13 protein-coding genes are annotated in these 18,192 nt (G+C 56.6%); 6 read left to right on the plus strand and 7 right to left on the minus strand.

Annotated features, from left to right (window positions below; all coding sequences use genetic code 11):
• Window positions 1-6: 6 nt before the first annotated feature.
• The 4 genes from aroF to RH950_RS01285 are packed head-to-tail and all read right to left on the minus strand — an operon-like array spanning window position 7 to window position 5,472.
• Complete coding sequence (gene aroF, locus RH950_RS01270) at window positions 7-927, minus strand: 3-deoxy-7-phosphoheptulonate synthase (RefSeq protein ID WP_350052903.1); 921 nt, start codon at window positions 925-927, stop codon at window positions 7-9.
• A gap of 32 nt (window positions 928-959) precedes the next feature.
• On the minus strand, window positions 960-2,141 hold the full coding sequence (locus RH950_RS01275; RefSeq protein WP_350052905.1) for a glycosyltransferase: 1,182 nt from the start codon (window positions 2,139-2,141) through the stop codon (window positions 960-962).
• Entirely contained in the window at window positions 2,138-3,949 is a 1,812-nt protein-coding gene (locus RH950_RS01280) for a tetratricopeptide repeat protein (protein WP_350052907.1), read from the minus strand. The genes RH950_RS01275 and RH950_RS01280 overlap by 4 nt, the downstream gene beginning before the upstream one ends.
• Complete coding sequence (locus RH950_RS01285) at window positions 3,946-5,472, minus strand: glycosyltransferase family 4 protein (RefSeq protein WP_350052908.1); 1,527 nt, start codon at window positions 5,470-5,472, stop codon at window positions 3,946-3,948. Before RH950_RS01285 ends, RH950_RS01280 begins: the two co-directional genes overlap by 4 nt.
• A 321-nt stretch (window positions 5,473-5,793) precedes the next feature.
• Between RH950_RS01285 and RH950_RS01290 the strand changes: the two genes are divergently transcribed.
• Entirely contained in the window at window positions 5,794-6,513 is a 720-nt protein-coding gene (locus RH950_RS01290) for a hypothetical protein (protein WP_350052910.1), read from the plus strand.
• Here the strand turns inward: RH950_RS01290 and RH950_RS01295 are convergent.
• Together RH950_RS01295 and RH950_RS01300 are read right to left on the minus strand one after the other, a co-directional pair.
• Complete coding sequence (locus tag RH950_RS01295; RefSeq protein ID WP_350052912.1) at window positions 6,491-8,188, minus strand: tetratricopeptide repeat protein; 1,698 nt, start codon at window positions 8,186-8,188, stop codon at window positions 6,491-6,493. The two genes, RH950_RS01290 and RH950_RS01295, sit on opposite strands and share 23 nt — an antisense overlap.
• Window positions 8,185-9,498, minus strand: a complete 1,314-nt coding sequence (locus tag RH950_RS01300) for a glycosyltransferase family 4 protein (protein ID WP_350052914.1) — start codon at window positions 9,496-9,498, stop codon at window positions 8,185-8,187. The genes RH950_RS01295 and RH950_RS01300 overlap by 4 nt, the downstream gene beginning before the upstream one ends.
• 199 nt (window positions 9,499-9,697) lie before the next feature.
• On the opposite strand from RH950_RS01300, the gene RH950_RS01305 reads away from it, so the two are divergent.
• The 5 genes from RH950_RS01305 to RH950_RS01325 are packed head-to-tail and all read left to right on the plus strand — an operon-like array spanning window position 9,698 to window position 17,472.
• On the plus strand, window positions 9,698-11,461 hold the full coding sequence (locus tag RH950_RS01305) for a type I secretion system permease/ATPase (protein ID WP_350052916.1): 1,764 nt from the start codon (window positions 9,698-9,700) through the stop codon (window positions 11,459-11,461).
• Between the two features lie 12 nt (window positions 11,462-11,473).
• On the plus strand, window positions 11,474-12,865 hold the full coding sequence (locus RH950_RS01310; RefSeq protein ID WP_350052918.1) for an HlyD family type I secretion periplasmic adaptor subunit: 1,392 nt from the start codon (window positions 11,474-11,476) through the stop codon (window positions 12,863-12,865).
• 27 nt (window positions 12,866-12,892) lie between these two features.
• A complete protein-coding gene (locus RH950_RS01315) occupies window positions 12,893-14,197 on the plus strand; it encodes a tetratricopeptide repeat protein (RefSeq protein WP_350052920.1) in 1,305 nt (434 codons plus the stop codon).
• 12 nt (window positions 14,198-14,209) lie between these two features.
• Complete coding sequence (locus tag RH950_RS01320; protein ID WP_350052922.1) at window positions 14,210-16,630, plus strand: tetratricopeptide repeat protein; 2,421 nt, start codon at window positions 14,210-14,212, stop codon at window positions 16,628-16,630.
• Entirely contained in the window at window positions 16,627-17,472 is an 846-nt protein-coding gene (locus tag RH950_RS01325; RefSeq protein ID WP_350052924.1) for an FkbM family methyltransferase, read from the plus strand. Before RH950_RS01320 ends, RH950_RS01325 begins: the two co-directional genes overlap by 4 nt.
• Here the strand turns inward: RH950_RS01325 and RH950_RS01330 are convergent.
• On the minus strand, window positions 17,460-18,161 hold the full coding sequence (locus RH950_RS01330; RefSeq protein WP_350052926.1) for an acylneuraminate cytidylyltransferase family protein: 702 nt from the start codon (window positions 18,159-18,161) through the stop codon (window positions 17,460-17,462). The genes RH950_RS01325 and RH950_RS01330 overlap by 13 nt on opposite strands.
• Window positions 18,162-18,192: the final 31 nt, after the last annotated feature.

Genomic DNA, 18,192 nt, shown 5'->3' on the forward strand with positions numbered 1-18,192 from the left:
CTAATTTCAGCTGTTGCTGCCCATATCGAGCGTGCGCCCGATTGCCGTCGCAATTGGCCGCATGGCTTTCATCATGCCGTCGAACTCTGCAAAAGAGCTGGCCTGGAGCGGGTCCACTGCCGCGTTCCGTGGATCCGGGTGGACTTCCAGCATGAGGGCATCCGCACCAGCCGCGACAGAAGCCAGCATCATCGACTTCACCCACGGCTGCCAGAAGGTGGCGTGCGACGGATCGGTCATCACCGGAAGATGCGTGACTTCCTGAGCCGCCGGCACGACCTGGAGATCAAGCAGGAAGCGGGAGGTTGCCCGGTGTGTATGCGGCACGACCACGCCGCGCTCGCACAGCACGATCTGCGGTTCCATGCCGAGCCGGTCATGCTCAAGCGCGATATATTCCGCCGCCATCAGCCAGTCCCGGAGAGAGGAACCATACCCGCGCTTCAGCATTACCGGCATCCCGGTCTTGCCGACCTCAGTCAGCAGCGGATAGTTCTGCATGTTCCGGGTACCGATCTGCAGCATGTCGGCATGCTTGGCGACGATCTCGATCTTGTCGATTTCCATCACCTCTGTGACGATCGGCAGACCGGTTTCCTGCTTGGCAACGGTCAGCCATTTCAGACCGTCTTCCCGGCTTTCGAAGAATTTCGGGCTGCGATACGGGAAACTCAGCGGCTTGAAGGCTCCGCCGCGCAGGAAGTGGCCACCGGCGGCCTTGATTGCCTTGGCGCTCTCGACGATCATTTCCTCGTTCTCGACCGTGTTCGGACCGGCCATGACCGGGATCAGCGGCCCACCGATTTCGATGCCGCCGCAGGTGAAGACCGTTCTGTGATCCGCTGACTTCTTTGCGACAAGCGGGATCTTTCCGGCAATATCGTCTTCGGTCAGGTCTTTACCGGGGAATTTGTTCTCTACGGCCATGATGCGTCCTCTCCTGCGGAAAATCGTTTTCTTCAGCGCGCGTTCAATGTCGATAAGACATAGTCTGTGATACGGGCAAGCAGATTGAACGGCCCCCGACGCTCAAGGTCTGCCGCCGCAGCCCTGGCGTTCGCAGCAAACCGTTCCTGGGTGAGCGTCGCCGAAACCGCCTGCACAATATGCTCGGGCTGGAACTTGTTTCCGCTTTTCATCACGGTGGCAGAACCGAGTTTACCGAGATATTCCCCGTTTTTCTGCTGCTCGAAATGCCGCGGCACAATGCATTGCGGTCGGCCGATAGCGAGCACCTGCTCCAGTGTTCCGATACCACCGTGATGAATGACAACCCTGGCGTCCGATACAGCTTGTTCAATCGGCCGCGGCGCATCGTGGATCGTCAGGCCGCGTTTCCGCCATTGCGTCCGGACTTCTTCATTCGCGTCACGCAAGTAGATGTCCCCGCTCCAGCTGGAGGCCGCCAGAGCCTCCAGGACCTTCTGCGTTCCGGCATATCCGTGAGAGAGATACGCAAAATAATCCTGCACCGACTCTTGCGTTGTCGGCGCGGAAAGCGGCTGCAACGGAGATGCTTCCGTGTTTTCCCGGAAGCTGTGATAGGGGTCGAGCTCGGGAATCGTAACGACGAAATTGCGCGCTCCATGCATCAGCGCCGGGACCCGGTCGGGCAACGTTTTGCCGCGGCGGCGCTGAACTTCCTGAACGGTCTCCAGCAACCGTGCCGGTGCGACACGGTTCGGGGCGTCCTTGAAGGTCCGGAACTCCGACCAGTTGCCCGGCGGCAGCGTAAACCAGTCACCAATCGGAACCACTGGCCGCTCGCCGAATGCGGCGAGTCCTGCGGTCGGCGAATAATCCGTAATCAATAGATCCGGATCGAAACTATCGATGATGGCGGCCCACCCATCTGTCAGGGCGGTAAGCTTGTCCGGCTCGACATAGCCGACGGTCGCCAGAACGTCCCCGATGGAGGCAATCACTTTATCACGCACCTCTGGCGGCGCGTACGGTGCCACCAGAGGTGCCTGGAAAACTCTGAAGCCCGCATGCACGATCATCGAATGCGTGACGATCAGGTTGCGCACGACAAAAGCGCATTCGACGCCATTGTCCTTCAGGATACTTGCGATCGGCAGCAATCGGCTGACATGCCCAAGCCCGTCACCGATTTCCCATGCAAACAGAACCCGCTTCATCTGAGCGCTTTCATTGTCTGCATTTCACGCAATGCGGCGCCGACATTTTCTATGACGCCGGGCCAGTCACCCGGCGTGGCTTGCCGGAACAGGCGCGCAGAAGGATACCAGGGACTTTCGTCGCGATGTTGCAGCCAACGCCAGTCCGGGTTGTGGGACAGCAACACGAAAACCGGGCAGCCCATGGCCCCGACAAGATGGGCCACTGACGTACAGGTCGTGACCGTCACATCGAGTTGACGGACGATCGAGACCGTGTCGGTGAAAGAATTGACATCCCGGCTCAGCGGAATCAGCGCGGGCGGTGCATCCGCAAGATCGGCCTCGCGCGGGCCCTTCTGCAAGCTATAGCACTGCACGCCGTCCAGCCCGAAAAGCGGAGCGTAATACTCGACCTTCGAAGACCGGATATCGTCACCCGGGAAAGCCGGGTTACCGCCCCAGACGACGCCGACATTCAGTTTCGCCGGATCAAGGCCGGGAATCGGAAAATGGTCCGGGCCGATGGAGTTGATGTAGGGCGCTTTCGGCAGATCATCGAGTTCCCTGACACCGAGCAGTTTCGGCAGCGACAATTGCGCGATATGGCAATCGAATGCGGGCTCCTGTCCGGGCCGTCGCGGGACCAGCTCGACCATGTCCTTGTAGTCGACATAGACGTCAAGAATCTCCGGATGTGCCTCCAAGAGGATACGCCCCTTGCTAGCTCCCGCCTGGGCCCGCCTGACGGCCTCGGGGACGAAGCGGAGAAACTGAAGAGCATCTCCAACGCCCTGCTCGGCCACGATCAACAGCGTGCGGCCCTCAAGCGGTGTGCCATCCCATTCCGGTTGCGTCACATCGCGCTTTTTTGTTGGGAAGGATTCCGTCTCCCAACGCCATTCATACTCATCAAACCCCTCGCCGAGCTGGCCGTCCGCCAGCAGGGCGAGCGCCAGGTTCCAATGGAACGTCGCTTCACCAGGGCGGCACACTATGGATCGGCGGAACGCCAAAATGGACGGCGTCATGTTTGCCGCCTCTTTCTGCAGATTTCCCAGATTATAGTAGCCGCCCGCATTGCCCGGCTCAGCCAGCAACGCACGCTTGAGAGCCCGCGCGCCCTCCTCGAACTGCAAATTGTGGCGGTAGGCCGACCCCAGATTGGAATAGGCCGGGGAAAAATCCGGCTCAAGCCGGCTGACCAACTCGTAAATAGCCGCCGCACCGCCGTATTTCTTGATGCGATACCGAGCGTTGCCCAGTTCCAGAAGGCCATCTCGAAGTTTCGGGTCGAATTCCCGCGCCCGACGAAGAACCCTCAGAGCACGCTCCTTCTCACCGATCTCATAGTAAAGAACGGCAAGATCACGCATACCCGGCACGAATTTAGGCTTCAGATTTACAGCCGCTTCATAATGCTCCAGCGCCGCTTTCGTCACGCCCTTGCGATAACAATACCCTGCAGCGGCGTAGCGAATTATCGCATCGCTCGGCGTGTTTTTGAGTGCCACCCGAAATACAGCTTCGAGCAATCCGTCATCGCCGATCTGACGCGCTAGATCGACTGCAACCCGATTGAAGGCCAGATCCCCGGCCGCCGCCATTTTCAGGCCTTTTTCGAGGCATTGGCGGACTTCTTTCTTGTTCTTCCGTGCCCACGCCGCTTTGGCTTCAGCACCCATCAGAATGGCTGTGCTGCCGACGTCCTTGCGCATCTCCGCGATCGCACTGTCAGCCTCTTCAAGCTTGCCATCGGCAATATGTTTGAGGGCGGCGGTGGCGTCTCGGAAAAGCTTTGCCCGGGCCGGGAGGTCCATCGGTTTCATTGTTCACTCAACTTTATGAGGCCAAACTTCGCCAGCCAGGGCAACGTACGATGCAATCTCGACCATCTCCGGTCGTCGATCCATTGCTCGATCTCTCCGACCGTCACTTTTCCGCTTGCCGAAACTCTTCGCAGCAACGCAGCCGTCTGCTCGCTCGGGAGCATCAGTTCCTGTGAAAAGGTACAAACTTCGTGAGCAAGGATAGCCTGGAAATCCGCATCCGGGTCGCCACCGTCAATCGTGACAATATTGTCCGCACCAAGCGCAAAGCTCGGATGCGGTGCGAAGATATGGAATGGATCCGGATAAAATGGACTGGCGGTTTCACTACTCTGACGCGGGGCGACTTCCGGCGCTTTCTCGCGAATATCCCTGAGCTCCAGCCAAAGATCCTCGTAGGACCGGATGATGACGGACCAGTCGTAAAACGCCCGGGCACGGTTCCGGCCGGCCTTGCCCATCGCTGCGCGCAATTCCGGATCTTCCGCCAAACGCACCAGAGCATCCGCCGCCGCATCGAGATCACAGGACGTCACCATGCAGGCCCGTCCGATAAACCGGTCATAATCATCCCGCCCGGTCTGGTAGCGGAAGGCTAGGTCGATGCCGTCCCCTGCCGCGGGCGCAGTCGTGGGCACCCGAAACCCGGTTTCTCCGTCGATAACCGTATCCTTGTAGCCATCCCAATCGCTGACGACCGCCGGCAGCCCCGCCGCCATCGCTTCAATCGGCGTCAGGCCGAAGGTCTCCTGAATATTGTCCGACAGAGAGAGAAAAACATCCGCTCCCTGCCACGAGGCATGTACGAGGTCGTCGTCCTGGCCATCAATAAAATGTACGGATGCGGTCTTCGCAAACTGCTCCGCTCCGGTCCGGTACATCGACATGATCCGGTCGTTCGGCGCCTGGCCGACCATGACCAAATGGACTTTGCGCCCCGGCATCCGTTTTGCCGCCCGCTCTGCCGCAAGATACATCGGGACCGGATGGGCCTTGGCGTGGAATGTGAAGCGGCCGAGGAAAAGGATGACGAAATCCTCGTCAGCCGCGCCGATGCGATTCCTCAGCATCTGCCGCGCCGTCTCGTCTTTCGCGTATCGACTGCCATCCACACCAAGCGGGATGACCGGCAGCTTTAGTGTCGGCTCGATTTTCACCCCGGTGCGGCGACCGAGATAATCCGCGTAGTTTTCCATGGTTCGCGTCACCACATCGCGCGCGACCTGCGACGTGCAGACGAGAGCGTCCCAAGGCTGCAGCGGCAATAGAAGAAAATTGGACAGACCGGCAATGATCCGGTCCGAAGAGAGCGTATGCGTGACACCGCTAAGGCTGTAGGCACGTTGGTTCCCGGCCCGGCGTTCCCACGCAAACGCATCGAAAGTAGGACCTGCGATCATCAGGCATTCGGTCGAAGCGTCGGCCTGCAGCATCGAGTCATGCCGTTTGACCGGCCGATTCCTCCGGTCACGCTCCTGCGCCATTTCGGCAAACTCGGCTGCATGCTTATCACTACCGGTCACGCTGACCAGCTGATTTGCACGACCGTGCCGGAACATCCCGGTCAGGAACCCCGACCCGGCAGAGTGCCGGCCTTTGATACCAGGTCTGTCCGCCCTGTAAGCGTCCGGATGATAGTGAATTGCGCAAACGGGTACGGACGACACTGAAAACCTTCCGGATACGGAAAGACGCGGGAACGGAGATTGGAATGCGTTGCGTTTATAGAGGATGGTACCTCCGGTGCAAAGGCCTCTGCACCTCTGCGACAAACCTTCCCTTTCTGAAGGGATAGCGACCATGCTAATGAGACGCAAATTCGAAATGCCAGGACGGAATGCCGAATGAGCACCACAGCCAAGGATGCAGGCCCTTTACGGATCTATGTCGGATGGGATAGCCGAGAGCCTATCGCATACGACGTCTGTGAAGACTCTCTACAGCGCCATAGTCAGTCCGAGCTTGAGATTGTCCCACTCAAACTGGACGATTTGCGCAAGAAGGGCCTCTACAGCCGTGATGAAGATCCGCTGGCCTCGACGGAATTCACCTATACCCGATTTCTGACGCCGCATCTTGCAGGCTACCGGGGCTGGGCCCTGTTCTGCGATTGCGATTTCCTCTGGACGACCGATGTCGCAAAACTCTTCGCACAGGCAGATGACAACAAGGCGCTGATCTGTGTTCAGCACGACTACAAGCCGACCGAACGAACCAAGATGGACGGCAAGCCCCAGAGTGTTTATCCGCGGAAAAACTGGTCCAGCATGATGCTGATCAATTGCGGCCATCCGGCGAACGCGGTCCTGACGCCGGACGTGGTCAACCGGGAGAGCGGCGCTTATCTGCACCGATTCCAGTGGCTGCCGGACGACCTACTCGGCGCCGTAGACCATACCTGGAACTGGCTGGAAGGCTGGTACGACAAACCCGCCGACGGCTCCTATCCGGCAGCGATCCACTACACCCGCGGCGGCCCCTGGTTCGAAAACTGGCAGGATGTCGATTACGGGGATCTCTGGGTCGCCGAAAGCAAACGGATCAGCCCGTCAGGAAGCGCCTGACAGCCTGTGTTAGTGCGGCTATCGGACCACCCCATCCGGAGTCCGCGCGCCGAAACAGCTGCAGGGTCGGATACCAGCCGGTGCGCGGAGCTTTTCGCCCCCAGAACCAGAGGGGCGATCTTGGCAGCAGCACAAAACCAGGCCGACGCAACGCGCCCGCCATATGGGCATTGACACCGGATATCGACACCGTCGCATCCAGTGCTGTGATGAGAGCGGCGAGACCGTCGAGATCGTTCCGCAAATCTTCCAGCGGCGCCGGATGAAGGTTCCGCGGCCAATCTCCGGCGCCCTCGCCGCTTTTGGCGACGTCGTATTGCAGGCTGACGAAGGTCACGTCGGGCGTATCCAGCAAGCCCGTCCAGTCCGTCAGCTCGGTCGATTTCGACCAGGACGTCCGCTTCCCGCCGCCGCCCCAGGAAAACCCGATCTTTGGACCCGGGCCGAATTCCACCAGATTTTTCCGGAACGTGGACACGCGCTTTGGATCCGCACGCAGGGGCAGCAACGCTTTCCGGCCTCCGTCGCGCGCGTAGAAGCGGGCAAGCAATGCCGACGGGGCATGGAAATCGAAGTCCCCGAGCTCGACCTGTGACCCACCGCGCGGCACGACAGTCACGTCCGGGAAGCTGCGCTGGGCAAGCGAGACCAATCGCGGGTCCATTTCCAGGACAACCGCCGCGCCCCGCCCCGCCAGCCACGCGGCGAGAGGGGAAAAGACAATCTCGTCACCGACCCCGAAATCACCCCAGACGAATATCCTGACGCCATTGGGGTCTTGCCCAAGCCATAACGGCAACGCCGCAAGCTCAAGCGTCCGGGCCTCCGCGTGCGGTTCCGTCCAGCGCACGTGATGCGCCCTGTAGCCACCGGTCACATCCCCCTCACCGATCCGCAGTAAAGAGGAAAGCCAGAGCGCGTCCCAATGCTGAGGCTTTTCCACCAGGGTCCGGCGCAGTGTCTGCTCCGCAGCCGCCGGCTCTCCACAATCAACCAGGGCGGCCGCAAGGTTAGCCCGGGCGTCGATCGCGGTCGGGTCGGCCCGCAGGGAAGCACGGTATAGGGAAACAGCGTCACCGAGGGCTCCTGCCGCATGCCGTAATGCCGCAAGATTCAGCGCCGCTTCAGCGAACTCCCTGCCCTGCGGTTCAGCACAGCAGAGCGCATGAAGAAAGGCGGTTTCCGCATCACTGTCATCGTCGCCCTGTAGCGATTTTCCGGCCTGGACATAAAGCCGCGCCTCGGCCGGATGGAAAACCAGGGTTCGCCGCACCCTGACGGCAGCCACTCGCGCCCCCCGCTGCCCATGTAGGCAGATTGCATGAGCGAGGGTCACTTCAGTATCCGTGTCGTACCGGGCCAGGAATCCGGCGGCACGATCGGGAACAGGGACCCGCATTTCGGCGCATGCCGTCAACAGCGCGACCAATGGGCCTGAATTGTCCGGGTCGGCGAACAGGGCGTAGCGTGTCAGGTCGGCAAGGCTTGATATCGCCACGGTGCGCCGACGCGCGACGGCAAGCAGATTGGCGTAACCCGCACCGTCTTCAGAAAATAGGCAGACATATCTCTTCAGAATGATCTGTGCAGCCGCCAGATTCCCTGCCCGGAAAGCGGCACCAGCTTGTGCCTTGAGCGCAACGCGCCCGGTCTCTGAGACGGGAGGTCGGATCACGCACCCATTTCTGACCATAGCGTCAGATCGCTGGTCTTCGTCACATTCCACCCCATGGCTTTTGCGACATCGGCCGGAATGCTGTCCGTCGCCTCCGGCAGTTCCCCCCGGCCCAGTTTCTCGATAATATCCTTTTGCAACGGGAGGCAAACACGCTTGAGATCGTAACGCTCGACCACGGCCTTGCGGGCCGCCTTGCGCACCGGGTCGAGCTTCTTGCCTTTTTCGAGTGCATCCACCACCGCTGCCGCGAGCGCATCGGCATCCCCATACTCGACCAGCAAACCATTCTTGCCATGCCGGATCACTTCACGCACAGGTGCGGTGTCGCTGGCCACGACCAGACACTCTTTCGCCATCGCTTCAAGCATCGACCAGGACAGCACGAATGGATAGGTGAGATAGATATGAGCCTTGGAGATCGATAGCATCCGGCCGAATTCCTCGTACGGCAACCGACCCAGAAAATGCAGCCGAGAGGTATCGAGCGAGCGGTGCGGAATCAGGGCATCTTTCCAGCTGTCCGCATAACCCGGGCCGTTGCCGTAGCTCACTTCCTCGCCGCCGGTGATCAGGATATGCGCGTTCGGACGCCCCTTCAGAATCTTGTCGAGTGACTTGGCGATCACGTCAAATCCCCGGTAAGGCTCGAGGTTACGGGCAACATAGGTGATGACTTCGTCCTTGGCTGTCAGGCGGCGGCCATCCGCGAGGTCGATATAGGCTTCCCTGTCCCTGACACAGGCATCCGTGTCGATCCCGTCATGCACAACCGTCATGTTCTGCCGGAATGCCTTGGGATGTGTCGACCATTGCCAGTAGGTCGGAACATATCCCCAGTCCGACGCCGCCATGCTCAACAGCATGTGGGCATTCCGCACCCGGGTCCGGCAATCCCGATCGATATCCGGCCCTTTGTTGACAAAATCGGTATCCGTACCGTGTGACCGGTAGAAGAACTCGTTGAAACTCAGCAGCCGGGCCTTCGGAAACACATCTTTCAGGAAGATGGCTTCGCCCCAGCCTGTATGGGCGCAGATCACGTCGGGCTCGAACCCGGACGCCTGAAGCTTGAGGCAGGCCTTCGTCGTCCCCTGGCCGTGCAGGATCTGGTCCTCATACCGGTCGAAATATCGGTGCGTCGGCTGTCCTGCCTGACGATGCAGCTCGTACTCGACCTTGCGAACACCGGGAAGGTTCGGCTTCCTTGGCTTGGTCAGAAACACAACCTCATGCCCGTCAGCAGCCAGCGCCGGCGCCAGGTGCTTGAATTGGCCGGGCATGTTCTGATGTACGAACAGGACTTTCATCGACGCTGTACCTTGTTGTCACAGGAGGAGAATTATCATTGATACTCTAACCGCACACGCTTATGAATTCCCCGAACATGCGATGCAAGCTCGGCTTTGAGGAAGTACGCGGAATTCCAAGGCGCATTCTCAATTCAGATAACGTCGGGGTATTCTGCTATACTCCAGCAATAGATTAATAAGTACGGACAAGATCTTTATGGCGAAAGCAAAAACGCCGTCAGAGGCCAGTTCGGCGCTCGACGACCCGTTGCGGCATATTTTCGAAGGGTGCCGAAGCGCTTTCGTCACCGCTGGCGTGTTCAGCTTTGTCGTGAACATGCTGATTCTGACGATGCCTCTTTATATGTTCTCGTTGTTCTCCAGGGTTTTGGGGACCGGCAATATGGCAACACTGACGCTGCTCGCAGTGATGGCCCTTACGGCCTTGCTGGTTCAGGCGTTGGTCGACATTGCTCGTACTTACGTCTTCACCAATGTCAGCACCTGGATTGACGAGCAGATTTCGCCGCGCTTATTTGAAAAATCCGTTCTTGGCGGCATCTCACGGGGGCAGGGCGGCAGTGACGCACTTGAGCAGCTGCAGGGACTGCGCCAATTTCTCTCTGGCCAAACTATCTTTCAGCTTATGGATGTGCCGTTCATTCCAATTTTCATGATGGTGCTATTTGCGCTGAATTTTGGTATCGGCATGACGGCGACCCTCGGCGGCCTCATTCTGCTTGGCCTTGCCGTTGTCAACAAAATGATCTCCGACGGAAAACTCCAGAAAGCATCAGCGGCAAATAGTAGGGCCCGGAAAATCAGCCGCGCTGCCATCGAGAATGCTGACATCGTTGAAGCGATGGGCATGCGCAAAACGCTGATGGACAACTGGTCAATGTACAATGTCCTGTCCTTGAAACTTCAGAACAATGCCAGCCAGGCATCCGGAATCGTGCAAGCCTTCATCAAGATGATGCGCATGGGTATTATGATGGCTGTTATGACGGTGGCAGCAATTCAGATTGTCGATCCGACAAGCGGCCTGTCGCGTGGCGCCATGATGGCCTCTGTCATTCTCGTATCCCGCGCGCTTATGCCTCTGGAAGCGATCGTGACTTCTTGGGCCCAGGTTGCCGACGCCGTCCAGAGATACAGGTATCTTTCCGACCTTCTGACGAATACCGCAAGCAAGCCCGAAGACAGCGTGTTCCCGCTTGAACCGAAGGGTGCACTTTCCGTCGAGAACGTTCACTTTCAGATTGGAGGCATGAAGCGGCCAATTTTATCACGGGTCTCCTTTGATCTCAAACCGGGAGAGTCGGTTGCGATTATTGGTCCTTCAGCGGCCGGTAAAACCACCCTCGCCCGCCTGCTCGCCGGCATCGATAGGCCGAACGCAGGCGTGGTCCGTTTGGACGGCGCTGATGTTTTCCGTTGGCCGAGCGACGATCGGGGCCGACACGTCGGATATCTTCCGCAACAGGTCATCCTGTTTGACGGTACCATTCGGGATAATATATCGCGCTTCGATGGCACCATCACGAATGAGCAAGTGATCCAAGCTGCAGAAATGGCCGGCCTGCACAAGATGATCCTGCAGATGGAGCAAGGCTACGATACTCAAGTCGGGTTTGGCGGCTCTCTGCTCTCCGGCGGTCAGAGACAGCGGGTTGGCTTGGCACGTGCTCTACTGGGTGATCCGAAGCTCGTTATTCTCGATGAGCCGAACGCCAACCTCGACACGGAAGGTGACAGCGCCCTCCGTCAATCCATCGAACTTTTAAAATCACGCGGCGCGACTGTTGTCGTCATCCTGCACCGACCAAATATTCTTCAAATCGTGGACAAGATCCTCGTCCTACGTGATGGCATGGTGCAGAAATTCTCCGACCGTGACGAGGTCATGCCTTTAATCGGCGGAGTGGCTGCCCAACCTAAAATCGAAAAGCCGTCTGTTAAAGCCGCGGCGGAAATATAACTGGAGTCCTCAATGGCCGAGACACTTCCCACTCCCAGTGGCGACCTAATGCTGAAGAGGCTCCCCATATCTGCTCGACAAATCGAGCATTATAACGCGGTTGGCAAGCCAATACTAAGAGACGGGACGTGGAGCAAGGCTTCGCTATTTGGCTGGACAGTGTTGTTTGCATTCTTCGTTTTGTTCGGCGGTTGGTCGGTTGTCGCCCCTCTGGCGAGCGCTGTCAATGCGCCGGGAACGCTTCATGTCGCCAGTGAACCTCAGGCCGTGCAACATCTCGAAGGCGGGATTGTGGACGAAATTCTGGTGCACGAGGGCGACACTGTGGTGAAGGGTGACGTGCTCGTACGCCTGAATCCTCTGACTACTGATTCCCAGATCGCACAGCTGGAAAACCATCTATTTGCGTTGTTAGCAGAACGGGCCAGACTAGAAGCGGAGCGTGACGGGCTTACAGAGGTTGAGTTTCCCGAACGCATTCTGGACCAGAAAGACGATTCTGATGTTGCAAGCCTGATCCAGCGTGAACGGAACCTCTTTCAAAAACAGGCGAAGTCGTTAAACGATCAGAAGCAGCTCTACGAAGAAAGAATTGCGCAATATAAGACACAGATTGACGGCTCTCTTGACCGGATTGAATCAACGCGCAAACAGATCGAGTTTGTTGATGAGGAGCTCTCCGGAGTCCGTACTCTTTTTGAGAAGGGCCTAGAACGCAAACCACGTGTGCTGGCTTTGGAACGCGGGAAAGAGCAGCTCGTCAGCGCACTGTCCCAGCTGAAAACAAATATCGCGCAGTTCGAGCAGGGTATTAACGAACAAAAGCTTAGGCTTTCAGCTTTAGAAAACCAGAGAGAAACCCAGATTTCCGACCGTTTGCGGGAAAATGCCCTGCAGCTGAAAAACCTTCAGGAGCAAGAAAGTGTCTGGCTCGACAGACAAAAACGCTCCGAGATCCGGGCTCCGATGAGTGGACAAGTAGTCAATTTGAAAGTTCACACCGCCGATGGAATCGTCCGGTCTGGTGAGACTCTGATGACCATCATTCCGACTGAAGACGAATTACTGATTACGGCTGAAATAAAGCCGAAGGATATTGACGTTCTGCTCGTCGGAGCGCCGGTTCAGCTCCAGCTTACGGCTTTTAATCCCAGAACCACACCGCCGATCGAGGGAACACTGACCTCGGTATCCGCTGACACCATGACCAACTCCTCTGGCAAACCCTATTTCGAAGCCCGCATTGTCATGGACCCGAGATCTCTCGCAAAGCACCTTCCAGACACACGGTTGACCGCAGGAATGACTGCATCGGCTCTGATTTCGGTGGGCGAACGGACTTTATTCGAATACATCGTGACTCCATTGAGCCAGAGCCTGAACCAAGCCATGCGGGAGCCATGATCACAACGACGATAGATCTGTCCAGCCATGCATCTGATGGCTAATGACGTTATGGGTGCAGATTTATCAGAAGAGTCTGCAACGGCAATCAGTAGATTTCCGCTTCGTGTAATCCTGTCCACAGGCGAAAAATTGCTTGGACAAAAGCGATATGGAACGGCTGAAAAGGTCTTCAATGAAGCTCTGCAGAAGAAGCCTTGGTCTCTGCGCGGGCTCTCCGGGCTTGGCACGGTCTATATCGCGACGAACAAACCCGAAGAAGCAGCGCGGTGCTTCAGACGGGTCATGTTGTACTATCCGGACCGCCCCAAAGCCATGGAAGGTTACGGCCATGCGTTGTCCTTGCTTGAGGACTTTGCTCATGCACGATCCTGGTTCCAACGCGGAGTTGTGACTGCCCCTGAATTACGTTCTGTTTCCATTGCGCTGGGCGTCACCCAATTGAGGCTTGGGGACTGGCAGAAAGGTTTTACCCTCTATGATCTTCGGGAAGGCGTGGCCACTTTGGGCGCTTCGATCGGTCAGGAAAACATCTGGGACGGGCGCGCTGACCTGAACCGGAAAACGATCCTCGTTGTCGGCGAACAGGGTTATGGCGACCACATCCAGTTCCTCCGGTATTGTACATTGTTGAAGGAGAAGGGCGCGCGCGTCTTCTTCTTCACGCGTGAACCGTTGCGCAGGCTTTGCGAATGGGTCCCGTCCATCGACAAAATCCTCGTCGACGGGCAAAAAGCAGCTTTCGACTATGGCGTAATGGCTATGAGCTTGCCAAGGCTCTTCAGAACGCAGCCTGACACTATCCCGTTCACATCTCCATATATTCTGCCCCCCTGGGACGCTGGAGCCGCTACAGCTCAAAATTCCAAACCGCGAATCGCCATCGCTTGGAAAGGCAACCCTGCGAACTCACGAGATGACGTTCGGTCCTGCCCTCCCAACCTAATGGAAGACCTTATTAGGAGCACCGCAAATGCCTCCTTCCACGCATTGCCATTCGACATTGGGACGGAGAAGAATACGGTTCTCTCCCGTCTCCCGACACTCTGTGACGCTGATGCCAACTTCAGCGATGTCGCGATGGCACTCGAATCGATAGACCTAATCATTTCTGTGGATACGAGCCTCGCCCATCTCGGCGGAGCGATCGGCAAGCAGACATGGTTGCTCATTGGGCGTCAGCCTGACTGGCGTTGGCTCACTTCCGGCGAAGACAGTTTATGGTATGATAACGTTCATCTTTTCCGAGTGGCCACTGATTGGATGCAATTGATTGCCCGGGTGAAAGTCCGTCTGGATCGCTTCATAATCGATCATGTTTCACGAATTTAGACATACCGACTGATGGATAAAAAGGATCAAGAAGTGACCGCTTCCGCTACCCTCCATTCTATCGGCCGTGACCACGCGGTTTCAATTCTTGAGACGCCCGGTGACTCGGAAGCTTGGGATCGCGCCGGTCAGGACTGTATCCGCCTTCAGGATGTCCCATCGGCTCTCAGCTCGTTCAAACGATCCGAAGCCTCGGGACCTCCATTCCTGCAAAACTATCTTTACCGTCTCGCAATGGCGCTGGAGATCAGCGGGCAATTCGATGCAGCGGCAGCGCGGTATATCCGGGTCCACAGGCAAGGATCGGAACATTCACGGGACGCTCTATACCGAGCGATTTGCTGCCTCAACCAAACCAAAGCTCAGAATGAGATTGCCGGATTGTTGGTGTCCCTAAATCCTGCAGAATGGCGTGAATACCAGCATCTGGGACTTATCGGCGGATCAGCCATGTCAAAGCTGGGAAAGCCTTCACAGGCGGCGAGTTGGCTGCTCAATGATCCCGATATCTCGGCTCCCGATACTCCCGCTCGGCTCCTGCTCAACGCTATGATTGACGGCGGAACGTCGGTCGGCAGTTCAGAAGATGTCAGGCGCTTCATTTTCGAGTCAGCCCACACGATTTTCAGAGAGCTTCCATTGTGCCGAAAGCTGCTTCGCTGGATCCTCCGGTGCGGTCATGGAGAGACCTTGGCCTCCATCATTGTAGATCCACGGATTGTCGCACTCAGTAACGGTGCAAACCTTGGCTTTGCAGCAATTTTTTTTCGCGATGCCGGCTTAAACGATAAAAAAACACTCGCCAGCCGCAAAGCCCTCGTTCTGCGCCCGGATGATCCCAATGCACTCCGCTCCATTTTACCGGACGAGAACGGATTTCACACATTCGGAGCCAACTCCGCAATCCTCTGGGCAAAGGCCGTGATCATATGTCCAGAAACCGAGGATTTCTCAGCCAACGAAGCTATCATAGCTCTTAAAATTGCCGATCTGGAGATCCTGACCACACGGTACCTGATGCGCGCGGCCAACCGTTTCAAGGCAAGCCCGATGCTGCTCTACAATGTTGCCTCCCATCTCAATGAAAAAGCACTGGCCGAGATGGCCACGCCCCTATTGAGGCGGGCAATTCTCATGCATCCGTCCTATGCGAAAGCTTGGAGTTCCCTCTCCGTCTCCATGTCAGTAATGCTCGATTTTGAGCGGGGTCTCAAAGCTTCGCTCCGGGCATTGATTGTCGATCCGAAACTGCAATCGGGTCATACCAATCTTGCCATGGCCTATCGTGGCCTAGGTAGACTTGATCTCGCCATTCAGGCGGGAAAACGACAGCTCGAAATCTCCCCGAATGACATCATCGCGCGTATGGGAGTTGCCTTCAACGATCTGTGTATCGGCGCGATTGAAGAAGGTTTTGAGTATTACCGATCTCGGTGGGCTCAAAAAGGTTTCCCGTCACAGAAGCGGCCCTTTCCGCAGAAGGAATGGACACTTCAAAAAATTCCGAAAGACGGGAAAGTCCTGATCTATATGGAACAGGGCATGGGTGACGAGTTCATGTTTTCATGGTTCCTGCATTATGCGGAAGAGTGCGCGCCCGGTAAGATCATTGTCGAATGTGATCCTCGATTGACCAAGATATTCTCTCGATCATTCCCTTCGATCGAATTTTGGCCCTTGTCTAGCCCGGTACAAAAGCGGCTACTCGCCCGTGACGTTCTATACAAAATTCCTATCGGTCATCTCCCCAGTTTGTTCACCCCACGCATTCGCAAGCTGATTACTGACCGCTGGGCGTTGGCACATCAGAAGTGCGTTGCCGGATATGGCTGGATTATCCCGGACTTTAAAAAAGTTTCGCAATGGCGCCACAAGCTCGCATCGATGGGATACGGTGAACGTGTTTGCATCGGCATTTCCTGGCGCAGCGGGAATATTACCCGCGCACGAGAATCACAGTATCTCAAGCCAGAAGAGGTCGTTGAGAGTCTTCCAGATGATTCAATCGCTGTGATACTGCAATATGTTTTTGAAGATTTTGAGCTTCAGGCGATTAAACGGGCAGCTGCTGAGCGTGGAATTGACGTCGTCCGGTTCGACGGCCTGGATCTAAAGAACAATCTTGATGACGTTGCAAGTCTGAGTGCCGCTCTTGATGCGATTGTGACCCCGTTGACTTCCACGGCTTTCATAGGAGGTGTTGTTGGCACACCGACCTGGGTATTTCGAACAGCAACAACAGGTAATATTTGGCAGCAACTTGGAACGCCCCGTATTCCTTGGATCCCCTCGATTCATCTCTTTTTTCGAGGCGCGCATGCGCCTTGGGATCCAACCATCTCTGAAATGCGCCAGGCTTTGTCCGATGCGCGGAATTGGCTTCTTGCTCGACGTGCCAACGCGAATATCGTTTCTGGCGGGGACACGGTGTGACGGATAACTCAGATGTTCTGCGCCTTCCCGAACGATTATTTGAGAGCGGAAACTTTTATCTCCCTTTGAAACAAAGCTCGGGAGATCACTCTGCACTCCACCTGCAGATGCCCGTGGCATTGCTCGAGGACGATGGGCTCAAGCGGTTCATATTCGCTGAATTTCATGGACCCGGGTTTGAGATTATTGAACGCCGGTTGCTCTGCAATCTCTTGGCGGAAGGTGGCATGTTTATCGATGTTGGCGCCCATTTCGGCCTCTATTCGATCGTCTTGGCTGATTCTGTTCCAGATTTGCAGTGCCTCGCTATTGAGCCAGCTGTCGATAACATGCGAGTTCTGTCAGAGAACGTCGCTGCTAACGGTCTTTCTGGGCGGATTACGTTGGCGGAGTGTGCCCTCGGGGACCACACGGGGATTGGGCACTTACGGTCAAATTCGAGCATGGGAAATCACCTTGCTGGCCATAATTCTGCGCCAAGGGAGTCTGATATTCCGGTGCAAGTTCAGACACTTTGTTCGCTTTTGGCGTCTGTCCTACCTTCGGATTATCGGACCGGTCCTCTGTGGATAAAAATAGACACTGAGGGACGTGAGGCGAGCGTGCTCAGAGGGGCTGAGGAGCTATTCTCTGCTGGTGTCGTGGAAGGCGTTCTGTGGGAGTTTCGCGTTGGTCACCTAGTAAATCCCGACACCGATTCAATTGTTTCTTTTTTTAGAAAATATGATTTTGAATCGTTCTCAGTGAGCCACAGCAACATGATTTCGGTCCGCGGAAGAAAGGCAAAGAAAACTCTTTTGGAGCTCGGATTCTTAGCGAGACTCGAATCTCATACCTCGTAGTAGCTGGCAATGGCGTCGGCAACTAAAACATCGTCTTCATAGTCGAGATCGAGTGACCGCCATCCGCCCATCACATGGATGGCGGCGCCTTCATCATAAAGCTTTCCTGTTTCCAAGAAACTCTTTGCGCTGAATATGTAGATTGCACCGTTGACGGCCCATGCCGTGTCGTGGTGTTGACGCATCGCCGTCTCGTGTTCCTGATGCCGCATCCCGAGGCTTCCCTGTGCGTCAGTTGTCCCGAAAGGCGGGGAGGGTGGCGCCCGCCATCGGCACACGGATACGCCACTATGGGTCCCCATATTCTCCATTTTTCGAAGCAGGTCTTTGATATCTGCACCGGTACGAAAGGGGGATGTCAGCTGCAAGAGAACGATCGTGTTTTCTTCCAGGTTGTTTTCTTTGATGACGTACCGGATCACGTCTTCAGTCGAGCTCTGATCTTGCGCCAGGTCGACGGGACGTCGGTCACACTTTAAGAGCGGATATCGCTCCGCTGATTCAACGAGCTTTTCGTCATCGGTCGTGAGGATGGTGCGCGCTATCGCTCCGGAATCTCTAATTGACTCGACCGTACGCTGCAAGAGTGAGCTCCCGCCGATACTCAGACGATTCTTGTTTGGGATTCTTTTCGACCCCTTACGCGCGGGAATGATAGCAACGGAGTCGACGCTAGACATTGATTTCATTGCAATCGCCCCAACAACCAAAACGGGCGGG

The organism is Nisaea sp. (assembly GCF_040217065.1).
Classification (GTDB): Bacteria; Pseudomonadota; Alphaproteobacteria; order Thalassobaculales; family Thalassobaculaceae; genus Nisaea.

Excerpts from the sequence above, each read along its gene's own strand:
- RH950_RS01310 (WP_350052918.1), top strand. The coding sequence starts at position 11,474 with ATGGCCGAGACACTTCCCACTCCCAGTGGCGACCTAATGCTGAAGAGG.
- RH950_RS01330 (WP_350052926.1), bottom strand. The coding sequence starts at position 18,161 with ATGAAATCAATGTCTAGCGTCGACTCCGTTGCTATCATTCCCGCGCGT.
- RH950_RS01290 (WP_350052910.1), top strand. The coding sequence starts at position 5,794 with ATGAGCACCACAGCCAAGGATGCAGGCCCTTTACGGATCTATGTCGGA.
- aroF (WP_350052903.1), bottom strand. The coding sequence starts at position 927 with ATGGCCGTAGAGAACAAATTCCCCGGTAAAGACCTGACCGAAGACGAT.
- RH950_RS01320 (WP_350052922.1), top strand. The coding sequence starts at position 14,210 with ATGGATAAAAAGGATCAAGAAGTGACCGCTTCCGCTACCCTCCATTCT.
- RH950_RS01305 (WP_350052916.1), top strand. The coding sequence starts at position 9,698 with ATGGCGAAAGCAAAAACGCCGTCAGAGGCCAGTTCGGCGCTCGACGAC.
- RH950_RS01280 (WP_350052907.1), bottom strand. The coding sequence starts at position 3,949 with ATGAAACCGATGGACCTCCCGGCCCGGGCAAAGCTTTTCCGAGACGCC.
- RH950_RS01300 (WP_350052914.1), bottom strand. The coding sequence starts at position 9,498 with ATGAAAGTCCTGTTCGTACATCAGAACATGCCCGGCCAATTCAAGCAC.
- RH950_RS01315 (WP_350052920.1), top strand. The coding sequence starts at position 12,893 with ATGCATCTGATGGCTAATGACGTTATGGGTGCAGATTTATCAGAAGAG.
- RH950_RS01275 (WP_350052905.1), bottom strand. The coding sequence starts at position 2,141 with ATGAAGCGGGTTCTGTTTGCATGGGAAATCGGTGACGGGCTTGGGCAT.